Origin of the sequence: Halorientalis pallida, assembly GCF_004118325.1 — an archaeon.
Taxonomy (GTDB): domain Archaea; phylum Halobacteriota; class Halobacteria; order Halobacteriales; family Haloarculaceae; genus Halorientalis; species Halorientalis pallida.
Genome location: NZ_RDFA01000005.1, coordinates 114,822 through 136,162, shown reverse-complemented (window position 1 = coordinate 136,162; position 21,341 = coordinate 114,822). Strand labels below are relative to the sequence as shown.

At 56.4% G+C, this 21,341-nt stretch carries 20 protein-coding genes; 9 read left to right on the top strand and 11 right to left on the bottom strand.

The features are described 5' to 3' along the window. The first annotated feature begins 72 nt into the window (after nucleotides 1-72). Nucleotides 73-645 carry a hypothetical protein gene (locus EAF64_RS14210; RefSeq protein WP_227738979.1) on the top strand — a complete coding sequence of 191 codons (573 nt, stop codon included), beginning with the start codon at nucleotides 73-75 and terminating at the stop codon, nucleotides 643-645. Nucleotides 646-882: 237 nt separating this feature from the next. On the opposite strand, the gene EAF64_RS14205 is transcribed toward EAF64_RS14210, so the two are convergent. The 3 genes from EAF64_RS14205 to EAF64_RS14195 all read right to left on the bottom strand — a co-directional run bounded on the left by EAF64_RS14205 (nucleotide 883) and on the right by EAF64_RS14195 (nucleotide 3,312). Beyond that, nucleotides 883-1,110 carry a hypothetical protein gene (locus EAF64_RS14205; RefSeq protein ID WP_129069654.1) on the bottom strand — a complete coding sequence of 76 codons (228 nt, stop codon included), beginning with the start codon at nucleotides 1,108-1,110 and terminating at the stop codon, nucleotides 883-885. A 78-nt stretch (nucleotides 1,111-1,188) separates the two neighbouring features. After that, a complete protein-coding gene (locus tag EAF64_RS14200; protein WP_129069653.1) occupies nucleotides 1,189-2,367 on the bottom strand; it encodes an FIST signal transduction protein in 1,179 nt (392 codons plus the stop codon). A gap of 465 nt (nucleotides 2,368-2,832) precedes the next feature. Further along, nucleotides 2,833-3,312 carry a hypothetical protein gene (locus EAF64_RS14195; RefSeq protein WP_129069652.1) on the bottom strand — a complete coding sequence of 160 codons (480 nt, stop codon included), beginning with the start codon at nucleotides 3,310-3,312 and terminating at the stop codon, nucleotides 2,833-2,835. A 241-nt stretch (nucleotides 3,313-3,553) separates the two neighbouring features. On the opposite strand from EAF64_RS14195, the gene EAF64_RS14190 reads away from it, so the two are divergent. Continuing rightward, nucleotides 3,554-4,945, top strand: a complete 1,392-nt coding sequence (locus tag EAF64_RS14190; RefSeq protein WP_193767692.1) for a methyl-accepting chemotaxis protein — start codon at nucleotides 3,554-3,556, stop codon at nucleotides 4,943-4,945. Nucleotides 4,946-5,128: 183 nt separating this feature from the next. Here the strand turns inward: EAF64_RS14190 and EAF64_RS14185 are convergent, their stop codons facing one another. Together EAF64_RS14185 and EAF64_RS14175 are read right to left on the bottom strand one after the other, a co-directional pair. Further along, nucleotides 5,129-5,617, bottom strand: coding sequence for a winged helix-turn-helix domain-containing protein (locus tag EAF64_RS14185; protein WP_129069650.1), 489 nt, complete (start codon nucleotides 5,615-5,617; stop codon nucleotides 5,129-5,131). A gap of 912 nt (nucleotides 5,618-6,529) precedes the next feature. After that, nucleotides 6,530-7,144 carry a hypothetical protein gene (locus tag EAF64_RS14175; RefSeq protein ID WP_129069648.1) on the bottom strand — a complete coding sequence of 205 codons (615 nt, stop codon included), beginning with the start codon at nucleotides 7,142-7,144 and terminating at the stop codon, nucleotides 6,530-6,532. Nucleotides 7,145-7,394: 250 nt separating this feature from the next. Between EAF64_RS14175 and EAF64_RS14170 the strand changes: the two genes are divergently transcribed. Beyond that, the gene (locus tag EAF64_RS14170; protein WP_129069647.1) at nucleotides 7,395-8,267 is read left to right on the top strand and encodes a rhomboid family intramembrane serine protease; all 873 of its coding nucleotides are present in this window, start codon (nucleotides 7,395-7,397) and stop codon (nucleotides 8,265-8,267) included. A 179-nt stretch (nucleotides 8,268-8,446) separates the two neighbouring features. Continuing rightward, nucleotides 8,447-9,151 carry a hypothetical protein gene (locus tag EAF64_RS14165; RefSeq protein WP_129069646.1) on the top strand — a complete coding sequence of 235 codons (705 nt, stop codon included), beginning with the start codon at nucleotides 8,447-8,449 and terminating at the stop codon, nucleotides 9,149-9,151. Between the two features lie 4 nt (nucleotides 9,152-9,155). Here EAF64_RS14165 and EAF64_RS14160 read toward each other — a convergent pair whose 3' ends face one another. Together EAF64_RS14160 and EAF64_RS14155 are read right to left on the bottom strand one after the other, a co-directional pair. Further along, nucleotides 9,156-10,316 (bottom strand): hypothetical protein, encoded by a 1,161-nt coding sequence (locus tag EAF64_RS14160; RefSeq protein WP_129069645.1) that lies wholly within the window; start codon nucleotides 10,314-10,316, stop codon nucleotides 9,156-9,158. After that, nucleotides 10,309-12,066 carry a DEAD/DEAH box helicase gene (locus tag EAF64_RS14155; RefSeq protein ID WP_129069644.1) on the bottom strand — a complete coding sequence of 586 codons (1,758 nt, stop codon included), beginning with the start codon at nucleotides 12,064-12,066 and terminating at the stop codon, nucleotides 10,309-10,311. Before EAF64_RS14155 ends, EAF64_RS14160 begins: the two co-directional genes overlap by 8 nt. A gap of 134 nt (nucleotides 12,067-12,200) precedes the next feature. Between EAF64_RS14155 and EAF64_RS14150 the strand changes: the two genes are divergently transcribed. The 4 genes from EAF64_RS14150 to EAF64_RS14140 are packed head-to-tail and all read left to right on the top strand — an operon-like array spanning nucleotide 12,201 to nucleotide 13,803. Beyond that, on the top strand, nucleotides 12,201-12,626 hold the full coding sequence (locus EAF64_RS14150) for a hypothetical protein (RefSeq protein WP_129069643.1): 426 nt from the start codon (nucleotides 12,201-12,203) through the stop codon (nucleotides 12,624-12,626). A 17-nt stretch (nucleotides 12,627-12,643) separates the two neighbouring features. Beyond that, nucleotides 12,644-12,757, top strand: coding sequence for a zf-TFIIB domain-containing protein (locus tag EAF64_RS21435; RefSeq protein ID WP_227738978.1), 114 nt, complete (start codon nucleotides 12,644-12,646; stop codon nucleotides 12,755-12,757). Nucleotides 12,758-12,764: 7 nt separating this feature from the next. Beyond that, nucleotides 12,765-13,136 (top strand): hypothetical protein, encoded by a 372-nt coding sequence (locus tag EAF64_RS14145; RefSeq protein WP_129069642.1) that lies wholly within the window; start codon nucleotides 12,765-12,767, stop codon nucleotides 13,134-13,136. 4 nt (nucleotides 13,137-13,140) lie between these two features. Next, nucleotides 13,141-13,803, top strand: coding sequence for a hypothetical protein (locus tag EAF64_RS14140; RefSeq protein WP_129069641.1), 663 nt, complete (start codon nucleotides 13,141-13,143; stop codon nucleotides 13,801-13,803). Nucleotides 13,804-13,806: 3 nt separating this feature from the next. On the opposite strand, the gene EAF64_RS14135 is transcribed toward EAF64_RS14140, so the two are convergent. Both EAF64_RS14135 and EAF64_RS14130 read right to left on the bottom strand, forming a co-directional pair. Then, entirely contained in the window at nucleotides 13,807-15,504 is a 1,698-nt protein-coding gene (locus EAF64_RS14135; protein ID WP_129069640.1) for an ATP-dependent nuclease, read from the bottom strand. Between the two features lie 17 nt (nucleotides 15,505-15,521). Beyond that, the gene (locus EAF64_RS14130) at nucleotides 15,522-18,146 is read right to left on the bottom strand and encodes a DUF1156 domain-containing protein (RefSeq protein WP_129069639.1); all 2,625 of its coding nucleotides are present in this window, start codon (nucleotides 18,144-18,146) and stop codon (nucleotides 15,522-15,524) included. An 84-nt stretch (nucleotides 18,147-18,230) separates the two neighbouring features. Between EAF64_RS14130 and EAF64_RS14125 the strand changes: the two genes are divergently transcribed. Further along, a complete protein-coding gene (locus EAF64_RS14125) occupies nucleotides 18,231-19,544 on the top strand; it encodes a hypothetical protein (protein ID WP_129069638.1) in 1,314 nt (437 codons plus the stop codon). A gap of 67 nt (nucleotides 19,545-19,611) precedes the next feature. Here the strand turns inward: EAF64_RS14125 and EAF64_RS14120 are convergent, their stop codons facing one another. Both EAF64_RS14120 and EAF64_RS14115 read right to left on the bottom strand, forming a co-directional pair. Continuing rightward, nucleotides 19,612-20,274 carry a hypothetical protein gene (locus EAF64_RS14120; RefSeq protein ID WP_129069637.1) on the bottom strand — a complete coding sequence of 221 codons (663 nt, stop codon included), beginning with the start codon at nucleotides 20,272-20,274 and terminating at the stop codon, nucleotides 19,612-19,614. Next, a complete protein-coding gene (locus tag EAF64_RS14115) occupies nucleotides 20,275-21,204 on the bottom strand; it encodes a hypothetical protein (RefSeq protein ID WP_129069636.1) in 930 nt (309 codons plus the stop codon). Between the last annotated feature and the right edge of the window lie 137 nt (nucleotides 21,205-21,341).

Genomic DNA, 21,341 nt, shown 5'->3' with positions numbered 1-21,341 from the left:
GATCTGTTGTATTTCGGAATGGTAAATCATTCGACTTGAGTGGTGAGTTGGAATGGTGGTGAGTCGGTTCAGATGTCTCCCCGGTCGAACCTGGTTTGTCCCAGCTGCCCGCCCGTTCCGGTTTTTGCTAGCTCGTGTGACGTGTTGGTCTCTCCGGAAGTCGTTGGGGAACGTCGCGACATCACGCAGTGTCGGGACATACACGGCGGGGCTGCGGGTAACGTCCTCGCGGCCCGTACCTACTACACAGTCGAGGATCCCTACGGGCGTGCCGACACCCCGGACTCTCGGCCGACGTTCGGCCTCAACGATGGGGAAACCGACGTGATCGTTCTCGCGAACGCAGTCGATGTCGACGGCTCCCTCACCGACGAGTTCGGCGGGACGAACTTCCCGCTCATTCACGCCGTGCTTCAGGGGCCGCGGATCGTCCCGACACCGCGGCTCATCTGCGACTACGCCCGGAACGGCCATCTGAACGAGGTGGAGACGAAAACACTGCTCAAGACGATCAGCCCACACCGTGGTTGGGAGGATGGTGCCTACGTCACGCAGTTACTCCACCGTCTCGAAGGGGAAGGTGGCGACCCGCCTTGGGGTCGAGCGATTCGAAGGACGGCGAAGCTGTCTCGGTCGACCTCGTGACTTTCAGTGAGTTCGTCTGATGCCTTCGAGCGATGTCGTGGCTCGCAGTCGGGCCGTGCGCGGCCCCCGATACCTGCTGTCGTCGTCCGAAAATCGGTGAGTTCCGGATGGCTTCACGGCTCTCGGCCTGGCCCGCCTGTAGAGAGCCCTGGCCGCCGTGGTTGCGTTCGCAGGAAGGGCTGTCGCTGGGATGAGACGATTTCGAGGCGCCACAGAGAACCTATCGGGATGGTCCCGCTAGTGGAGCAGCTGCGTCTTGACTGTGTTAGCCGATACCGACGTTAGAGTGTCAGCTTCGTCGTCCTCGGCCAGGTAGTCAAGTAGTTCACCCGCTTCGTCCTCACTGAACGACTCCCTGGACCCAACGCCGACCGCGTGGGCTGCCCGGTCGACGGCGTCCTCGGCCTTTGCTTGTCCGATGCTATCCGCGAACGCGAGAATCAGTTCTGAGCGCTCGTACGTCATGCGTTTTGGGGTCTGTGGACTTGTTTGAAGAACGGCGAATCGTGTGGGGTTCTGGTGTCGCACTCGTACTGGTGGGGCCTATTCTGGGATACCCAGTAGTGAGAGAGAGGCGTTGTGATAGCCGCGCATATCGTCTTCGCTGATGCTGACCTCACCGTATACCTCCATTCCAGCCATCGGTGAGTCGACGTGCTCGCCGACCGACTGGATTGCAGCGTCGAATTCATCGTCGAGGATATTGGCTTGGCAGATACACGCGAACGAGAGCACGCCACTGTACCCAGTCCCGAGGTCGTCCGTCACCTGCTCTTGTGCGTCCCTCTCATCAGCTGGTTCCGCGTCCATCACGAACAGTTCCGTACCTTCCGGGATCTCTGTCGCGAAGTGCAGCGGCCCCTCTCTATCCGGTGTCAGGCCCGGCCACCGAATCTTGAACTCTTCGTCGCCGGTCTTGATACCGAACTCGTAACGAGTTAGTAGTTCGACCCATTCCGGGTCGTCGGGTTCGACGTCACTCAGGCTGAAATCGTACTCGGTGCCAACTGTCTCTCTGATGGCCTCGGCCCACCGCTCGAAGGCGGGCTCACCGTCTAGTTCGGTGACGACGGCGCCCTCGCTGGTGGTCACCGTCATTCCCTGCGAGTGTTGCTGGTGGCCGTTTCCGACCGCCTGTCCGAACGGCTGGTCGGCGCCGAGCACTGCCAGCGCGACACCGTCGGTCGAAACTTCATCGTTGACGAATACGGCTGTTTCTTCGACGCGGCGGTCGTCGCCAGCGGACGCACCCGTGAGTGGGACACCCAGTTCTTGATACGCTCGGATTGTGACCTCGTCGCCGTGCCCCGCCAGGCCATCGTGGAGGTTGAGCCCGGCCGCGTACGGGTAGTCGTCGACGACGTCGGTATCGACCGCTGCGGCCGCCTGGCTAACACTGGCGGCGACATCGTCGGAATAGCCGGTGCCCAGGCCAGCGGAGAAGGCCATCGAATCCGAGGTGACCGCTGCGACGCTGACCCCGCCGGAGAGCGAGCCACCTTCGGTAAACTCGCCAGCCGAGGAGGCCCCGATGAGGGTAGCCTGTTCGGTAGCCGTCCGGATCTGGTCGACAACAGTCTGATACTCGTGTTCTGACGAGATGCCGACATACACGAAATCGACATTGGTGGTGCCGAGTTCCTGTTCGACGGTATCCAGACACTCGGTGACAGCCTCGCTCGTGTCTGCCGCCCCGCTTGCGACTGATGCAAACTCTGTCATCAAGCATACAGGAGAAGGGCCCGTGACTTCATCAATCCATCTGCCCAGTTCTCAGAGACGAAAACGCCACAGGACAGGGATCGGACACGAGGCCCTCGTGCGCGCTCGTGTCGGCCTCGTAGTTCGGCGGCGAATCCCAGGCGTTCGAGTCCACGCTGTCCAGCCCCGAGAAGATGTCTGGGCTCTCATGGATCTCCTGTGCGATATCAAAACCGTGCAGGTCTACAGCGCCGACGCGTAGAGTGCCTCGGGGCTTGACCCCGAGGTACTTCAGGGCTATTTCGCACAGAGACGAGTTGGTTGTCTCGTAGGGATATTTCGCGCTCCCTCGAAGAACATCCGTCGGCCAAATCCGCTCGTGGTCGTCTCGTTTTGCCGCGCAGTTCCAGTACGCGGAAGAACTCGCTCGTGGGCCTGGCGCCGGTCCGTCCCCACTCAGTTCGGCAGAAGCGAAGCCCCTCGGAATCAGGCTTCTATGGCCCACTCGAGACCGTCTTCGAGGTCGGTGAATCCGTTTGCAGTGTGATCCGCTGCATCGTTTTTCTGGGCAATTGCCATCCGGGCGAGTCCGTCGGTGACGTACGCGATCCTGCTGATGCCGGTGGCCTCCCCGAGTTCGGTCGACTCTTCAGCGACGTGTTCGAGTGCTTCCGACCCGCCAGTTTCTGCATCACCGATCTGGACGACGCACGCGTCCATCTCGGGTTCTCCTGCGTGTTCTCGGAAGTGGGCTTCGCCTTCGGCGAGGGCGCCCGATTCGAGCGCCTCTGCGAGGGAGTCGAACTTCCAGATGCCGATGCCGACGCGTTCTTCGTAGTTTAGACCATCGGGCAGGTTTGCTGGCGTAGGACCTCTACTGTGTGTCGCCCCTACTTGAGCCCCGCCCGAATATTGACTCGTGAGTTGCTTCGAGAGGTTATCAACGAGTGGCCCGACGTATTTCATGACATAGATGAGTGCGACTGGTCGAATCCTGTCAGCGATCGGGCGGCTGCCAATGGAAATCGAACCGTACCTTCCGGTGGTACTGCGTCGTGGGCTAGGATTGCGACTGTTCATCCTCGGACCGATTCTGTCGGTCACGCTCGGCCCTGCTCTCGCTGTCGTGCTGTTCGACAGCGTGCTACTCGCGGCTATATTTATCGCGGCCGTCGTAGCGACGACAGGCCTCCTCGGATATGCGGAGATGTACAGGGCACTCAAGCAGATCAATGCTCAGGTGAACCGGATCGACGAGGGGGACTACGAAGACAGAGTCAACACGGCTCGGCTGGACGAGATCGGTCAGATATTCGATGCGCTCGACCGCACCGCTGGCTCGATCGAGACTGCTCTGAGCGATGCCCAACAGGCTCGTGAGGAGGCAGAAGAAGCGAAGGAAGGGGCCGAAGCCGCTCGCGACGAGGCCGAACAGAAGCGCAACGAAGCCGACGCACTTGCTTCGCATCTCGAACTGAAGGCATCGGAGTACACCGAGACACTGTCGGCAGTCGCGAACGGCAACCTGACCGAACGTGTCGATCCGGAGAGTCTGAGCGATTCGATGGCCGAGGTCGGGGAACAACTGAACGAGACGCTGGAGACGCTCGAAGGACTGATCGCTCAGACCCAGTCGGTCGCACGAACGGTCGACGACAAAAGCGAGAACGTCGAGGCGTCTGGTGACGAGGTGGCCGACCAGTCTGCACTGGTGTCGGCCACTGCTGATACGATCGCCGACCGGAGCGCGACTCAGCAAGAACAACTGAGTGACGCCGCTCAGGAGTTGTCGACGGTGTCTGCGACCGTCGAAGAGCTATCGTCTTCAGTCACCCAGATCGCCGACCAGACTGAGACTGTCACTGAGATCGGGCGCGAAGCACAGGACAATTCGTCGGCCGCACAGAGCGCTCTGGACAAGATCAACCACCAGACTCGGCAGGCTGTCTCAGCAGTCGAGAGTCTGAGCCAAATCACAGACGAAGTGGCCGAGATCGTCGAGTTGATCGACGGGATCGCGGAAGAGACCAATATCTTGGCGCTGAACGCGTCCATCGAGGCGGCACGAGCCGGCGATGCGGGTGAGGGTTTCGCCGTCGTCGCCAGTGAGGTGAAGCAACTGGCGGAGGAGACAAGTGAGGCGACATCGGAGGTGGAGAGCCTCATCGAGGAGATCCAGGCCGAGATGGAGACGACTCGGGAGGAAATCACGGGAGTCCAGCAGCAGGTGTCGGATGGGAGTGAGACAGTCGGACGGACGATCACACAATTGGAGAATATCGTCGGTGATGTCGCCGAAGTGAATACGGCAATTCAAGAGGTCGACCAGGCTACTGACGAGCAGGCCGAATCGACACAAGAAGTCGTCGCGATCGTGGACGAACTTTCGGAGTCGGTCTCTGAAACAGCGTCCAATACCGACGAACTCGCGACGACCGCATCACAGCAGGAGTCAATGCTGGACGAGATGGCCAGTGAGATAGCGGATTTCAGTCGGCGCGTTCTCACTCTTCGTGGGGAACTCGACGAATTCCAAGCTCGTGCAGGACGTACTGACGAGAGTCCCGCGGTGTCCGTTTCGGCGGCTGACGACGACTAGCTCTGCGACCTTCTCATGGCTATCGACCACGACAGGCGACGTTCAGGTGCTCGGATGACTATTGCTAGATCGGTGAGTTCCAGACCGACGTGAACGGGGACATAGACATTGTAGATGACGTTCAGGAGAAGTTGGAGCAAACGTCACTTGCCGACTTCGAATGATCAGTTAGATACGATATTCTCAGGCAACCACTTTTTGCGCGTCATAGAAGCTGATCGCCGCTTTCGCGAGGTAGAGATTCTTCTGGGCGGTTTGCCACGTTGTATGGTCGTCCCAGCCGTCCTGATCGTCTGGGTCGAGTTCCTGTGCGAGTTCTGCAGGTGATTCGACGTTATATTTCGTCCTGATGTCCTGGACCGTCTGCTTCAATTCCTGCAATGTCCCAATCAATTCGTCCTCGGAGTATTCGTCGTGAAGCTTCAGCACCTGCTGGTAGATATACATCTGGTCGTTGCGCTTGTACAATGCACCCTGACCGCCGTCGATTTTCTCGACGAGTCCGAGTTCCGTGAGCTCGTTGAGTTCGTCACGGACCACCGGCTTACTCGCACGTGCTTTCTCGGCGATTTCGGAGGCTGGCGTGGGCTCGGTCGTTCGCGTGATGATGGCCTTGATTCGTTCTCGCGTTGTCGTCTCGCTCTTCCACTCGGCCACTGCTGCCTCGTTCATATCGTTGTACTCCTCGAGTGGCTCAGATTTCATCGATCTGTAGTGCCTCCATTTCTTAGCGTGGATAAAATATAGATTTGGGCAAAAAGACATCTTATGTGCAGGTGAAACCTTCCGGGTCGGCCGCATTATGATCGCTGCGGAATACACAGTCAGACACGTATCTGATATCAGATAGCCTCAACTCACCAGTTTCAGTTTCACCCCGGTTGGAATACACTCTAGATCCGTCCACTTCACCACATCTGTATGGGTGTGCCAATCGAGCTAGGACGTGTCTGCGGACGCTGCGGCGAGCAGGTCACACTCTCACTCAAAACTGACGGTGCTATCTACACCGACGATCTGACTGCCCTGCTTGACACCTCCCACCGAGATAAACTCATCATCCAAGTCGAGTGTGACTGCCCACAGCTACAGGAGGTGACCTTCCAGTGTCTTCCAATTTCTCACAGCGAGGTCGAGCGGACCTGACCTACGCCGTTCCTCCTACCGCTAACCCCTACGTTTCCGCTGAAAAAACGACAGACTGCGTGCGTGTTTTCACTAGAAACACGGTGTGTGAAGCACTACTCAATGAGATCGGACAGATAGAGGTCAGACAGACATCTGACGGGTCGTTAAGACCCGCTATGCCAACGATTTATCTGGAGTGCCATGCGATCTGCTGAGTCGGGTCCAACTCAGTTCCGTCCTGCGGCACTCCTCCCCTGAAAGTCGAGATTAGCGCGATAATCACGACCTCAAATAATCACTGTGTTGTCCCTGACTACAAGCGAGGGGTAATGGATGCCATGTAGGCGTTCCAAATCGAACGACTACTAGTATGCCCGCGGCCGGCCATCGACCCCCCGCTGTCGGCACTCGATAATAAACCTCTGCGGGAGCTCCTTCGAGGCAACGAGTTAACCGCTACTTTTTGTCGCGTTGGTCATCGCGGACGTGTCCAGTAACCCAGTTTAGGCCACGAGTGAGTACTCGGTCCAGAATATACGCAAGTGGGATGAACACGAACAACAGCGACGCGAACACTGTCACAGTACCGGTCAGCACCAACGCATCGGTCACGGTGACCCCCAGTATAGAGTCCCACGGCGAGTACAACACGAAGAGGAAGAAGAGCCCGGTCACGATGCCGCTCACCCACAGCAGGCCTGCGAACAGCGTGATCGGGTACGCACCGCCGAGGACATCGAGTGTGAACAGCGGGCGAACCTCCTGACCAGCGCGCCATACCCGCTCAGGAAGCAACTGTCGAAGTCGGTATTCGAGCCCGCCAGCACCGGGGCCGTCCCACCTAACCGTCCGCCGCCCCTGTTCGTCGTGTCGACTCTGGACGAAGCTATCTTCGTGGAAATCATCGAGGTGACGTCCAACGACGCTTTCGTCAAGGTCGAACTCCGTGACGAGTTGCTGTTTCGGAATCCAGCGCCCTGGTCGGTCGTGAATGTATTTCCCTATTGCACGCTTCGTTTCCTGATTCGTCTGGTCGTACTCCTCTCGGAGTCGAAGCAGTCGGTCAGTCATCCGGTTTCACCGCCAAGACGGCCCCTGCAGACACCTCTGCAGAACCACTCATCACTGCTGCAGGTTCTGCAGACATATCTGCAAGCCATAAATCAATTGAAACGTCTCGCATTTATATAGTTGTCCCTGCGCTTTATTCTGCTGACCATGTTCGGTCATCCCGACGGACCAGGAAGTCCTGATAGGACACGCTGGTCGCTGCTGGTGTATCGACCCTCGAGTGTTATTCCGAATAGACCAGGGAGGCTTGATGAAACCAATGTCCACTGAGATTGCTGGTGTACCGGTCCGAGCGTGGCTTCCATCACGCGCGGCGATCATCGATAGCCTGCTGCTCGGGTCCGTCGCAACCCTCGTCGTTGCGATTCACTATCTGTTGCGACCGTCAATTCACGCTTTGCTGGCATTCGACCATCAAGCAGTCAATCTTTGGGGCTTTCTGACGGCCGCGTATGTCCACCATGATGCACAGCATCTTTTCGGGAACGTTACTACATTCCTCATCGCCGGCTCGCTCGCGTCGGGGCTCTATCGGATGGCCGGGCAGCGCCGGTTGTTCCACTTGCTTTTGGGACCACTGCTCGTCGTGCTCCCAGTGATGGTCTTGGCCACGAGTTTCGTCGTGGTCAGTATCGTCGCCCCGGAAGCGGCACCTACAGAGCGAGGCTTTTCGGGCGTGGCATCCGGTGTCATCGGTGTCGCCTTCGCCGCACTCTTCGGACTGGTCGCACGCTGGTACTCCCTCCAGAGTGCCTGGCGACTCGGCTTTGGTGCCTTCATCATCTTGGAGGCTACCGTCGGCCTCATCTACAGCGGGGGACAGAGCTTCAAAATGCTCGGACTTGCAATCCTCGGTGGTTTCCTGATTGGCTGGGATTTGGCCCGGGTCACAGAGTGGCCACCCTCTCGTGAGGCGTGGATTGATTGGGGAATGCACGCTGGATTTGTCGCACTCGTGGTGATGATGTTAGTGCTGTTCATGCTTGTTATGTTCCCAGCGCAGGTGGTGACTGATGACTCGACGATCAACATCGTTGCTCACGGCGTCGGATTCCTGTACGGTATCGGATTCGCGCTTGTCGGCTGGTTTCTAATGCGTGATGGGTCTACTAGTAATTCTTAGTTGGAGGCGTTCATTAACGTCATCTTTCCGACTAAATTGTAAAGTCGGCTGACGCCAGTGCTGATAGACAAACCTGTGTGGTTTGGTTCGCACGTAGACCCAAAGTTGGCAGTCTGTTGTATCCATCTACAACGTAGTGCTACCATGATTTATCAGGGGTTGTACTGCATAAAGTGACAATGAGCGCTGGCAACGATCAACTCAGAACCGAACTCGACCGCAAATTCCAACCACCGATCGACGTACTGCTCGACCCGTCACTCCTTGTTGCCAACCGCTCCCTCGAACGGTTGACCGACTCCACAGTCTTTGCATCACAGACGCAGGCTACACTCGGTCGAACACCTACGGAACCTCGTCTTGGAGACTTGTACGTGCCCGAAACCTTTCACGAACTCCTATCGAGCGAGGAACAGTCAACCGTACAGAAGACGGACATATGGGACTTCTACCGGGGACAGGCCGAAGCGGCATTCCCAGACGATGTTGTCGACCTTCTCGATGAGAATGACGTTGAGACCTACTCCAGTGAGACAGGGTCGACTGACCTCGAATGGGCAAACGTCGTTGACGATCCTGATCGGCAAGAGCGGTTACTGGCAATCCTTGACGAAGAGTTTTCTTTCCTGCACTCCGGCGAACTCGTGTTGTCGAGGACATCGGCGGCTTTCGAGGCGTTCCGCGATGCGGGAGTGCCAACAGTCGATGTGGGGAAGGCAGAGTTGGCACCCGAGCTACGGGAGACCCTGATCGACGTTGGGTATCAAGATCCGGCTTCCGTCTGTGCGTTCGGCGTTTCGACCGCCGGGTCAACCACCGATGCTCTGGTGGGGAGCGTTCTCGCTCACCCTTCAGATGTTCTCCTCTATCGGGTGGGTGACTAACCGATCAATCGTCACAACAGGCTGCTCCCACCGTTTGCTTCCCATCTATATCCAGTGGGTTCTCGGCCGTCAGTTGTTGTCCACACCTGTCGCAGGCGACTTCTTCTACGACGCCGACACCGAGGGCGTATCCGTACGATTTCGAGATTGTAGTCTCGTCAGCTCCTAGCGTGAGATCGAGATCGCCACGTTCGTACGAAACTGCTGTCGCAGCCACCGGTCGCAGACGGACAGTGAGGGCGTGGCGCTCCCGTATCTCTTGGCGCTTGTCGGGGAATCCAGCTTCAATCTTGGTCGTCAAGTCGTCTAATTCGGAACGGAGATCATCCCGTTCTGCTCGGAGTTCCTTCCGCTTCCGGAGCGCCTCGACGCGTTCCTCCTGTTGGGAGGCAGTATCGATCGTTTCGGTCACGTCCTCTATTCGCGTCGTCAGGCTATCGATCTCGTCCGATAGTTCGTCACGTCGCTGGCGTACGAACTGGCGATACTCGTCAAGTTCGACCTCGGCGGCACGTGTCGCCCGCTCGCGAGTCTCTCGTACCGTCGACGATAGCTCGTTTTCGAGGGTGGCATATGCAACATCGAGTGCGTCCGTCAGCTCCTGCTCGTCGATGGCCCGCCCCTCGTCGAGTTCAGGTTGTTCGTCGTCGGTCAACTCAAGATACGTGTCTGCGAGTCGGGGACGCTCCTCGTGATCGTTGAGATCGATCGCGACGGCGTGAAGCTCTTCCCGCTGATATTCGCTGACGGTCTCGATTCCAACGTGAAAGAGCGCACAGACCGCCCGCCGGTCGTAGTACGGCGTGAACGTCTGATCCACAACGTCGACCGGGCCATCAGTCAGCCACGGCGGGAGTTGAATATCTACCCGCTCGCCAGTTAGCGCCAGTGAACCAGTGGGGGTTCGGTCGGCCGCTTCGTCGAGCATCCGCTCTACGAATGGACTCTCTGGAGCGATGGCAAAGGCCTCCTCGTCCACATCGTTCGGATCGTCGGTGATCTCCAGCACCGCCCCATCCAGTTCAAGATCAGTGGGGGCGCCCTCGGGAAGGGTGACCGTCCACCGCCGTCCCTCCTTCGTAATCTCGGCTCCGAGAGACGTGAGATAGCTCTCAGCGAACCGCTCGACAGCCCGCTCTGTGACCGCGAGGGCGGCGTCAGTCATCGCTGGCCCCCAAGTCGAACCCCTCGAAGACGCCGCTGTTGAAGTCCTCGACCTTGTCGGCGAGGTCGCGCTGCTCCTGTAGGTCGACGGCCATCGCGTCGAAGTCGTTTTCCAGCTCGATCTCGGAGTCCGCTTCGACCAGCCGCTCGAACACCTCGTCCTCGAAGTTACGGCCGGTCTCCTCCAGCCGGGTCAGGATCTCGCTCAGTTCACCGACAGACTGCTGGAACAGGTCGATCTTGTGGTAGAGCCGTTCCAGCACGTATTCCTCGATGGTATCTTTCAGCGCGGTGTTGAACACGTAGACCTCGCGATCCTGTCCGATGCGGTGGATGCGCCCGATGCGCTGTTCCACCTTCATCGGGTTCCACGGCAGGTCGTAGTTGACCATCACGTTGCAGAACTGGAGGTTGCGCCCCTCGTTCATCGCATCCGTCGAGACGAGGACACCGCCCTCCTCCTCGAACCGCTCGACGATTTCCTCCTTCTCGTCGCTGGAGTGGCCACCGTGGAACGGATGCGTGGTGTAGCCCTTGTCGTCGAGTGTCTCCAGCAACTCCTGTTGGGTCGCCCGGAACTGCGTGAAGACGATCACTCGTCCTTTGTCGACGCGGTCTCGAGCCTCGCGAGTGATGCGCTGGACGCGTTCGAGCTTGGTTGGCGTCTCAATGGAGTCGATCCGCTCCAGAATCTGCTTGAGCGGGGCGACATGTTCGGGTTCTACGTCGTCGCCTTCGGGCTGGCGCTCGACGGTCTGTTTGAGTGCGGCGGGGCTGCTGACAACTTCCTTCTGGAGAGTCATCAGGACGAGCTTCTGGCCCTGACTCTCGCGGTACGCCGTCCGAACGTAGTCGGTGACTGCCTCGTAGAGGTCGCGTTCCTCCGGCGACGGATCGAAAGTATGCGTGGTGACGTTGCGCGGTGTGAAGTCGATGTCCGTCTCTTCGCGGCGGTTGCGGATCATCACCTCTCGGAGCCGGTTCTGGAGTTCGTTGCGGTTGACCAGCGTCTCCTGCGAGGAGTTGACGAAGTAGTTGTGGAACGCCTCGCGCGTCCCGAATAGGCCCGGACGGAGCAGCGAGATGATATTGTAGAGGTCGGTGACATTGTTCTGGATGGGGGTCGCCGTGAGGAAGAACGCGTAGTCATAGGAGAGCTTTTCAAGGAGAGCGTAGCGGTCGGTATCCTCGTTCTTCACGTAGTGGGCCTCGTCCAGCACGAGGACGTCCCAGTCGCGGCCGAGGACGGTCGAGCGGTGACGATCGCTCTTGGCGGTGTCGATGCTGGCGATGATGTGGTCGTGGGCATCGAATCCGGCGAAGTCATCGTCGTAGTTACAGGTGAAGTTGAGGCCGAACTTCTCCAGCATCTCGGCCTGCCACTGCTGTGCGAGCTGTGCCGGCGTGAGGATTAACACCGCGTCGTCGGTACCGCGGTAGTGCATCTCCTTCAGTAACATTCCAACCTCGATGGTCTTGCCGAGGCCGACCTCGTCGGCGAGGAGTGCCTTGCCGTCCATCTCGAAGAGAGCGCGGTGGGCGGCGTCAACCTGGTGTTCGAGAAGCTTGACGTTCTCCTCGTCGAGGTGCGAGAGCGAACGGAGTTCGGAGTCTGGCTGGCCAGCTTGGAGTCGATTCGCCTGGACGGAAAGGAGATGTTCAACAAGGTAAGAGGACTCTCCAGCGTCAGCCAGTAACGTATCCTCGTCCTCGTGGCGGAACTCGACCTCCACGAGATTTTCTCTCGACATCTGCTTCCATCATTTCATCGGAGGTGTTTTTGTGTTTCCCCTGGCCGAAGCCCGTCCATTGCAGCGGGTTGAACGAGTAGACTCGTTCTCGTTACTGCCAAATTATATTACCAGTGGGTCAGTTGTTTGACTTCATGACTGGGGACAGCACTCCTGAGGACAGAGCTGACGAGGACGATCTCGATGGATCGGTCGAGATGGACGACTTCGAGTTGTATGGGTCGCCGGCGCCGACGTCCAACGGTGTCTCAAATGCCATCGAGAAGCTCGACCGGAGCGAACCGGAACGGTACCTGGTCGAGTGGGCTGGCGAGACGATGGATTACGAGGCTGCCTACGAGGTGACGACAATCGGGTTCGGTCGTGGTGGACGTCCGATTCTGGAGATCGAGGGACGCCGAGGAGGGGAGTACCTGATCGACTCCAATCCTGCAGGGAAGCCGCGCGTGGAGTATCATCCACCGAACGGTAGTCCACAAGAGGAACGGCTGACGATGATCCAAATATACGATACCAAGTTCGAGTGGAAGAACTGGGTCAAACAGCGGCTCGGCCTCTGAGGTGCTTACAAGGCTACATGGTCGAGAACATCGAAACTCGGTGTCCCGAGTGCGGCAAGCAACTGAAGATGAGTACGCACGATCAAGCGACGGGGTACGACTGCCCGAACTGCGGCTACAGCATCTACTGATTCGAGTATGGTCGAATATCCACCGGGAGAACCACAGGAAGTATGCGCCATCTGCGGCGACCCGTTCGAGGGCTACGACCCTGACTTCGCATCGAACTATGCGAACCTCGTCTGCGACGCGTGCGACGAACGTGCGGTGACGGAGGAGGCTGCTCGGCCCAAGCATGGGAACGAGTATCTCGACCGGGATTCCATCGTCGAGAAAGAAGACGAGACGAACGCGATACGACTCGACCCCGACGTTGGCGATAATCCCGTCTTCATCGATGGCGAGAAGTGCTGGCGACGATACCGATTCGGCGGATGGATTACGCGTCGCGACGACCACGACTGCAGTTCGATCGAAGAGTTCCACGAGAAGCACAGGGACGACTTCTGAACCGATGACCTCTGAAAAGACCACCTCGACCAGCATCACCGATCACTCCGGGCTTGCGGAGCAACTCCTTCGTGTCTACGAGAACTTCGCCGACGAGTTCTCTCGCCGCGACGTCCCGGTTCATCTCTCTAACGTCGCTAGAGAAGGGAAATACCTGAAGGGAAAGAAGCTCGGACAGCATCCAGAGCGGTTCGTCGAGCAGTATCTCATCTGGCCGACGCTGGAACTCCTCGACTACGAATTCTGGGCACAGCCGTATGGCTACCCGAAGTGGGACAAGACGCGTCCGGACTTCGCGATCAAGAACTTCGACTGTGGCCTGGACTGTGCCGTCATCGGCGAGGTGAAGACTCCGAACAAATTCGAATACGGCAAAGAGCAGATGGAGGACTACCTGAAGAGCGACTTGGGGGAAGCCACGGTCGGGATTACTACGGATGGAGTGCGATGGAATATCGAAGCAAGACCCGAGAAGTCTTCTGAACTCCTGGAAGTCGTGGACGTGAACTTCCACGACGTCGTTCGGAAACTCCCCAGCCGACACGAAGAACGGGAGTCATACCCGAGTCACCGTACGCGACAAGAGATGGAGATGGTTGAGTTACTCAAACGAGAATCAGTCGAGGGAAAGGCCGCTAAAGCGTTAACAGAAGCAGTCGGAGAGTGACTGTTACAATCGATCAGTAACGCGATCCAAGAATCCGTGAAGTTCTGTGATTTCTTCGCCTTCTTCGTACATCGCTTCGACGATTTCTGCGCCCCGTTTCTTATCGTATTGCCTGCCAGCGTCAGGAGCAGCAATACTACCGCACGCGTCACACTGTCGTTCCTCTACGGATGCCCCCTCCTCCCCAATATGTGTCTCTGCAATCTCTGAATGGAGCTTCTCGGGGATGTCGTCGTACCCTCCGATAAAGTCTGGCCCCACTTCGAGACCGAGCGTTTGGTTGATTCCAGCCGAGGAAAAGTAGTTCTCTATCTCCCGCTTTTCCAGAATATGTACGAACGCTCGAAGTCCTCTACAGTCGTCTCGAATCTGTTGTACGGCATCTGAAGGCGAATCATCCTCGTGCCGGCGGTCGCTGTCCAGCAAGAAGCAGAAGTTGTGGTTGATTTCCTCCAAGTCCTCTGGGTTGCAGCTCCGGATGTTGCCTGTTCCGCCGAGGTGCTGAATTGTGATGTTCTTGCGCTCCCAGTCTTCTACGTACTCCCGTGCGACGGTTCTGAGAATGCTTGCGTCACTAGGGCCTTCAGTGTAGATGACGAAGTCGCTTTGGAGGATGTCGCTGTTTCGAGCCCCAAGTTCTTCTACTGCGGAGAGATAGTCTTCGTCGATCATCCGAACCGACGTTCTCCCGTCTTCTCGTTGCACGAGATGGACGTCGCCACGACCCCGACGATCGATGAAGATGGGCGAGTGTGTGGAGAGCATTATTTGTCCCCCAGACCGGGCAATCTGTTTGAGCGAACCCAGCATCTCTCGTTTCGCTTCGGGATGGAGCCAAACGCCGGGCTCTTCGAAGAGGAGCAAGTATCCCTCGTCGACGTGCCGTTCTCGATAGGCCTCGACAAGTGAAAGGACGAACATGCTCCCCACTCCTGAGCCCCGTTCCCCGACCGGAACTGACGTTTCCGTGGAATTATCTTTGACAGTAATCGAGGGGGTGAACGCCTTCCCTAAGTCGATTGCTCCGGGGTCGACATCCACTTCACTAATCGAGTCCATGCGGCTCACCAGCCGGCCTTCAATGAGGTCTGAGAGATCCCCCATCTCGTCTTGAAGCTCCTCCTCGAGTGATTCGCGCTTTGCGCTGAGCGACTCGCTATCGTTGAGGAGCGGACTTAGCAGACGGTCGATCCAGGTGTCAGACTTGAACTTCGTCTGTTCGGAGATATTCCGTTCCGCGGGGATGTAGATGGGTTCGGGGAGGTACGACCAGATTCGCTCGCGTGAAGGTACCTTGTTGAGTTCTTCGCCATCGTCTACGATTGTCCCGGAACCTAGCGTTTCCTGCTCGTCTTCTCCCAATAGTGTCGTTCGGGATGGTGCCCGCTCCCCGTTCTCGCTGTACTTTCGGACGATCTTCAGAGTCCCGTCCGACGTGTCGACGGAGTCCGTGAGCTGCTCTGAGAGTTCATCTGGCACTCCGTCGAAACGGCCAGAGAAGACGATCTCTTCCGCTTCTCGCATGTGGAAGTGGCTAGGTTCGGGCTTCCCCTTCTCCTCGAGGAAGATTCTAATCGCTTCCAGAAACGACGACTTACCTGCGTCGTTCTTTCCAATCAGTACTGAGAGTTCTTCGATCGATTCGAAGCCATCCTCTTCTATCGGCTTGAACGCCTCGGCGTGAAATTCTGTTAACTGCATTGGAGAGAGTAGTGGAGTCAGTAGTCACTCAGACGGGATTCCAGAATGTTCCGGTAGGTGTCGTCGCCGGTTGCGTCGGCCAGCCCTTCGCACAGTTCGCGGAGGTCGTCGGTGATCTCCCACTTGCCGAGGTACTCGGAGACGGACTTGCCGTGTTCCCACCGATAGCGGAGGAACTGTGCTTTGTCAAGGTCAGTGAGTTCCTCGTCGCTGTCGACGCGTGACTGGATGTAGGCGATGCGTTTCTCATCGTCCCACGTACCGAGTGTGAAGCCGTCGTCCATCCGGTAGAGGCGCATATCCTCCATGCGTTCGGGCGTAGCGTCTGTCCCTCTGGAAAGTTTGTTGAGGTCGTCGTAAGACGCGTTTGGTGTCTCTAGCAGGTCAAGGAAGACATCGATTTCTCCGATGTCACTACCGTGCTGGATGACGCCATAGATCTCGTCGACTACCTCTTTGGCGGTCATCGTTTCGCCAGCGCGTTCGACCTTCCCGTGATGTTTCGAGTATTCGTGGAAACAGCGTCCCATTTCGACGACGCCAATATCGCCGCGGGAGAGATCACGGTTCTCTTCAAGTCGTTGGCGGGTCTTCTGGGCAGTTCTGTAGATGTTGCGGCGGAGGCTGTTCCACGAGATGGGCTGCCTATCTTGGGCGGGGCGGGCGACGATAATAATGTCAAACTCTACATTTTCACCATCACTAAGGCTAATCACGTCAGCTGTAATTGGATAGGTAGCTGTAATCTCGAATCCGACATCACAAAGAGCTGTGAGTAACTCACCCCACGATTCAGAGTCACTGTGGTGATAAGTGAATGCCAGAACACCGTCATCCTTGAGCGAATCTCGAATTATGTCGAATGCAGCACGGAGTTCTTCTTCGAAATCATCTACATCCTTGTCTTCGGCAGGATTAGCAACGATGCTTTCTGCCCGAGGAGTGTGATCTGGCCGAAACTGTTCGTACTCATCCTTGAGCAAGAGCCGTTGCCAGACGTAATAGTAGTCGGATATTTCAGAATATATTATGTTATCGTAATAGGGTGGGTCAGTGATGATAGCGTCAAATTTCTCATCGGTTTTGAGGTCGCGAATGTCTCCGCAATGAATAGTTGAGTTCTCACCTATGGGGGTTTCAAATGGTGTTGTTTCTTTTGTATCCCCCTCTTCGACATATCTTTCTGTGGGCGCTTTTGCGTACTCCACGCCATCAAGAAGCATATCCCAAAGTGAGGTGAAAGTTCCCCGGCCGTATTTTGTCCCCCACAGATTGCTCTCTGCGAAGGTCATAGGCGGATCAAACGAATTACTTCGGAACAGATGATCAATCTTGTTTGCAACTGCCTGATATGGAACTATTGCAGAATTCGTACTCAGGGCGTTTGTAAAGGTGGTTAATAGATACTCTCTGGCGTTGTCGTTCTCTACACTGTCGATTGCTTCCAACAATTTTGAGTGACTTAGCAACTGCCGCGAGGTGAAGAAATCTTCCCAGTACTGGTATCCGTGATCGAATACAGGATTCCGCGTTGAGGTCATATGTCCTTCGCGAATTTCGTGGTTCGGAACGTACTCATCTCCGCGTTCATTCCATGCCTTTTCAGCGTTCTCTGCGAGTTCGAAGTCCTCAGTATCTGGCTTCTTGTACCCCTTCGTTTCACTTCTTCCGCCCCCCGCTTCGTCACAGTGGGAACAATAATACTCTACTGCGAATAGTTCCGTCTGGAACCCATCTTGTTCTTGTATCGCATCGGTAATTCCGTATTTTTGCCCACACGAGCGACAAACATAGCTGGATCCGCTTACGGTACCCTCCTGCGGGATGAACTCGTGGCCACATCCATCGCAGGCTGACTCGCTCTTCCAGTCCTCTACAAGAACAATATCCCCACAATCTGGACAGACCACGTTGTATCCTTCGTCATCGTATCTCCCTTTCCCCACCCGGTAATCTTTGAAGAGATGTACTTCATCACAACACGAAGTGCAGTCAACTTTTTTGACCCAAAAATTGTACATCACGTCCGCATCGTGGTTACCATCGACGTTGGGGCAGGGAGTTTTGTAGTAGTCTTGAATATCGTCTGCGACTTTTTCTCGAACTTCCTCGAATGCAGATTCCAGAGCTTCAATATCAGTCGCCCCCGCATCGAGTTCCTTCTTCGTAACGAACCATGCAACGGGGTTCAAGTCGTTCCCGACGACCTCAGCTCCGAAGCGAGATGCCTCAACCAGAGATGTTCCCCCTCCCATAAATGGATCGAGAATACGCTTGTCCTCGACAGTGACATCCTTGGGATAGAGTTCCCAGAGACTCATTGGATCATCCATATCTACAGACGACAACAGTCGGTCAACGTCGCTCGGGCTATCAGTATAATTTGAGAGAGTCTCATTTCCACCTTGTTCTTTTACCGATATTTTTGACGGGTCGTCAAGAAGTGCGTACAGACAGATCGTTCGAAAGACGCATCCGAGTCGTCGGGCCCACCATTTATGCATCGTATAGATCGGCCGGTAATGGCGGCGGGCACGCGCTTCTTTCTCGGAAAGTTCCGTGACTCTCTCTATTGGGAATCCCTTCTCGATAGGTAGCGTCGTGCGTTCGTCTTCCGTAGAATCACCGAGCTCCTGAGACATATGGATAACCTATCCTGTACTCGGCAGGGTTGTATAGCTTTCCGCTCGGATGAGGTCTATTTATCTCGGTTACAAGAAGCCACTATGGATGACGATATTGCATACTGTATCGAGGTACTCGTAGACGCAGTAGAGCAGAACGACGACGGTGGCTGGAGATACTCTGGATCAGAGGCGACGAGAAAGCACGACCGTCTCTCCCCGATTGTCGTTGAGAACCTAAGTCTTGACCCCGACTCGCTACGGATTTCGTATGAAGTGCTGGAAAGTGAGCTGAATAACCTCTTGTTGGAAGTCAAGGGGTCGGATAACCCTGCCCATCAGGTAGAAGAGAAGCTACCAGAGTTCAAGGAGCGACTGTATGGCTGGGATTTGAGCGAATACGTGGTGGCATTCCCGCTCAATTTCGACCGTCGCTCGTCTGAATTGTTACCGGAGTCGCCACAGGTCGGTGATGTCGTTTTCGAACGCCTCCCGCGTAGCGACTGGGAAGAACGGTTTGTTCCCGACTACGATGAAAACCATGACAACTACCATCGGCAGAGAAAGCTGATGAACTTCGTGGATAGGAGTCCGAACAAGCTGGATCATCCGTGGTTCACCTACTGGTTTACGTCATACAGGGCAAGAGGTGAGAAGTACGCAGTTGATCATGTGGTTGAGCAGTTAGAGATTCTTTTGGGGATGATGAACTACTCTGCAACGTTCAATCGAATACAGAGGTTCTCGCAGGATCCGGGGCCGTGGCCTGACCGATGGGGCGAACTGCGAGAACCATTCATTTATGTGTTGCATAAAGAGGACGAGTTCGTGAGGCATTATTGGAGTGAAGACGCCACTCTGCGGGAGGCAGATAGTCCATTTAGTATGCACGAAGATATGTTTGAATCACTATTCGAGGGGATGCCTACCTTCGAAGAGGAACAATCACTGGATGGCGGACTATTGAATTCCCTACGAGCATTTCAAGCAGCAATGACAGAACCCTCGGAACGTGAGTCTTTCTTCGAGTTCTGGAGAGGAATCGAGATCCTCACACTCGTTGAAGAAGGCGAAAAGATGTCCGAGGTAGTTGACAGGGCGGCGGCTATGTTAGGATGGGAAGACTCGGAACTTGGCCGGATTAGACGAAACCGGGCACAGAACAAGCGGAATTCGTACGTCCATGAAGGCGCAGGCTTGCGGTTGACCGTCGCTGATCGGAATCTTGTCAAGAGTCTCCACGAATCTCTCATTTGCCTCTATGTGGATAAACGAGGGGATTGGGGTTACGAGGAGATGAAATTCGCGCTAGAACAGTTCGAAGTGGATGAGGACCAGATTGAGAACCTACGCAAAGACCGAACCCGTGAGTTGCGACTAATTGACTGGTTTGAGGACATGGCTAAAGAGGATTAGTAGTATCTACGTACTTCCGAACGGTGGACATGTTCTCCAAATGGAATACCAAACGAACCAGCCAGACTTACGACCGATTCGCGAGCGACACCACATTTTCGAGCGATGTTTGTTCCAGAATCAGCGTCCAATACCCATTGTCAACCAGGTCGGTCGGGTTTGTTGTCGCTAGCTCGGTCACGTACGCAGTTGACTCGGCGACATCGTGTGCGTCGAGACAGATGCGGCGGTCGTCCCACGGGATGTCCGAAAGCCCGTCGTCGATGTCGGCATACTCGTTCTCTCGCTCCCAGACCTCTACCCGTTCCATGAACGATTGGCGATTCTCGATCGCCATCTGTTCGATGTCCCGCGCAAGATCACGGAGCCGTTCTGTCAACTCGTCGAACTGGATGAAGTTCGGCACCTCGTCACTGTAGAACGCGTGCAGCGTCGTCCCGGCTTCGTTGTGACCCGAAATCAAGTCTTGGCGGATTCGAGACGTGTCCATCGGGTCCAGTTGTCCCTCGAACTTCGAATCTTGAAGCCGGCCGATGTGGTCGAAGATTCCGTCTGCGATTTCCTCCGCGAGACTCGGTTCTCGATTCAGGCACTCCGAGACCACGGTCTCGGAGACGAACAGCTCGAAGTCGTGTCCGTCGAGGTACTGTCGACAACGGTGGTGGTGGGAGTCGTCACGAAAACAGAACCCGAGTACGACGCCCGTGTCGAGGAACGACGCGTCCGACATCTATTCCTGGCCGAGGAGCTGATCGATTTGCTCGTCGATGGTCTGGGAGTACGCATCGGAGACGCGGTCTAGTTCCGTGCTTCGGGAGCGCTCCTGGAGGAGTTCGGAGCGTACGTCTCTGAGGGTCGCCGTGAACTCTTCCCGCTCTTCGGCGGCGTCTTCTTCCCAGTCCAGCAACCGCTCCTCTGAGATGTTCTGGTTGTAGACGAACCGAAGCACTTCCTTGCTGAGTACCAGGATGAAGTCGTCGAGGAACTCGGCGATACGGCTGTACTCTGTTGACTGGTCGACCATGAGCCGGACGGTGTCGTCCCACCGGAAGTAGAGCGATTTCATCTCGTCGTACCGCTCCTCGTTTCCCGGATATGCCGCCATCATCTCGTCGAGCTGCCGTTTGAGGTACTCTTCGTTCGACTCCCCACCGCTTCCGTAGTTCTGCAGTCGCTCCTGCTTGCCCAGATCGATCGTACTCAGGAGCCACCGGAGTTCGCTGTACTGGCGGATGAACTCGTTCTCGGCGTACTCCTCGTACTGATGCTGTTTGATCTCCTCGACGTTCTTTCGACCGAACTCGCGTACCGTCCAGTCGACTGCATCGGGAATCACTTCGAGACCGGCTTCGGAAACCTCGAACGCTTCGACTGGCAATTCTTTGGGAATGTACTGCTGCCCGTCCCAGCCGATTGCCAGCGGCGCGTTGTAGAACCGTCCCGAGAACTCGTGTTCGTTCGCCAATTCCCCGTACATATACCAGTACCGGGGGAGCCCGACCTCGTACTCATGAGATTCGGCGAGATGCCGGTCTGTGATACAACAGAGCTTCAGGAACTTCGACCGGGAGATCTGGTTGTCGCTCTGCTCCTTCAATCGCTTCAGCAGGAGCCACCCCAAGAACTCTGGCTCGCCGAATTCCGAGTCCTCTTGGGGCATTGCTTCTCTGAATGTCCGACTGATACGTTGTTAACTTTTCCCTCTTACCGCGTCCGCTGGGTGCCACTTTTCTGAGATTCTATGCATCTCCCATATCTAGCCGATCTAGGCGGAAGTTCTATGTAGCGCTATCTCTC

What these genes read in the sequence shown, in the direction of transcription:
- EAF64_RS14185 (WP_129069650.1), bottom strand. Translation starts at nt 5,617, where the DNA reads ATGAACGAGGCAGCAGTGGCCGAGTGGAAGAGCGAGACGACAACGCGA.
- EAF64_RS14190 (WP_193767692.1), top strand. Translation starts at nt 3,554, where the DNA reads ATGTACAGGGCACTCAAGCAGATCAATGCTCAGGTGAACCGGATCGAC.
- EAF64_RS14145 (WP_129069642.1), top strand. Translation starts at nt 12,765, where the DNA reads ATGGTCGAATATCCACCGGGAGAACCACAGGAAGTATGCGCCATCTGC.
- EAF64_RS14200 (WP_129069653.1), bottom strand. Translation starts at nt 2,367, where the DNA reads ATGACAGAGTTTGCATCAGTCGCAAGCGGGGCGGCAGACACGAGCGAG.
- EAF64_RS14195 (WP_129069652.1), bottom strand. Translation starts at nt 3,312, where the DNA reads ATGAAATACGTCGGGCCACTCGTTGATAACCTCTCGAAGCAACTCACG.
- EAF64_RS14115 (WP_129069636.1), bottom strand. Translation starts at nt 21,204, where the DNA reads ATGCCCCAAGAGGACTCGGAATTCGGCGAGCCAGAGTTCTTGGGGTGG.
- EAF64_RS14160 (WP_129069645.1), bottom strand. Translation starts at nt 10,316, where the DNA reads ATGACTGACGCCGCCCTCGCGGTCACAGAGCGGGCTGTCGAGCGGTTC.
- EAF64_RS14170 (WP_129069647.1), top strand. Translation starts at nt 7,395, where the DNA reads ATGAAACCAATGTCCACTGAGATTGCTGGTGTACCGGTCCGAGCGTGG.
- EAF64_RS14130 (WP_129069639.1), bottom strand. Translation starts at nt 18,146, where the DNA reads ATGTCTCAGGAGCTCGGTGATTCTACGGAAGACGAACGCACGACGCTA.
- EAF64_RS14155 (WP_129069644.1), bottom strand. Translation starts at nt 12,066, where the DNA reads ATGTCGAGAGAAAATCTCGTGGAGGTCGAGTTCCGCCACGAGGACGAG.
- EAF64_RS14125 (WP_129069638.1), top strand. Translation starts at nt 18,231, where the DNA reads ATGGATGACGATATTGCATACTGTATCGAGGTACTCGTAGACGCAGTA.
- EAF64_RS14165 (WP_129069646.1), top strand. Translation starts at nt 8,447, where the DNA reads ATGAGCGCTGGCAACGATCAACTCAGAACCGAACTCGACCGCAAATTC.
- EAF64_RS14140 (WP_129069641.1), top strand. Translation starts at nt 13,141, where the DNA reads ATGACCTCTGAAAAGACCACCTCGACCAGCATCACCGATCACTCCGGG.
- EAF64_RS14135 (WP_129069640.1), bottom strand. Translation starts at nt 15,504, where the DNA reads ATGCAGTTAACAGAATTTCACGCCGAGGCGTTCAAGCCGATAGAAGAG.
- EAF64_RS14120 (WP_129069637.1), bottom strand. Translation starts at nt 20,274, where the DNA reads ATGTCGGACGCGTCGTTCCTCGACACGGGCGTCGTACTCGGGTTCTGT.
- EAF64_RS21435 (WP_227738978.1), top strand. Translation starts at nt 12,644, where the DNA reads ATGGTCGAGAACATCGAAACTCGGTGTCCCGAGTGCGGCAAGCAACTG.
- EAF64_RS14210 (WP_227738979.1), top strand. Translation starts at nt 73, where the DNA reads ATGTCTCCCCGGTCGAACCTGGTTTGTCCCAGCTGCCCGCCCGTTCCG.
- EAF64_RS14150 (WP_129069643.1), top strand. Translation starts at nt 12,201, where the DNA reads ATGACTGGGGACAGCACTCCTGAGGACAGAGCTGACGAGGACGATCTC.
- EAF64_RS14205 (WP_129069654.1), bottom strand. Translation starts at nt 1,110, where the DNA reads ATGACGTACGAGCGCTCAGAACTGATTCTCGCGTTCGCGGATAGCATC.
- EAF64_RS14175 (WP_129069648.1), bottom strand. Translation starts at nt 7,144, where the DNA reads ATGACTGACCGACTGCTTCGACTCCGAGAGGAGTACGACCAGACGAAT.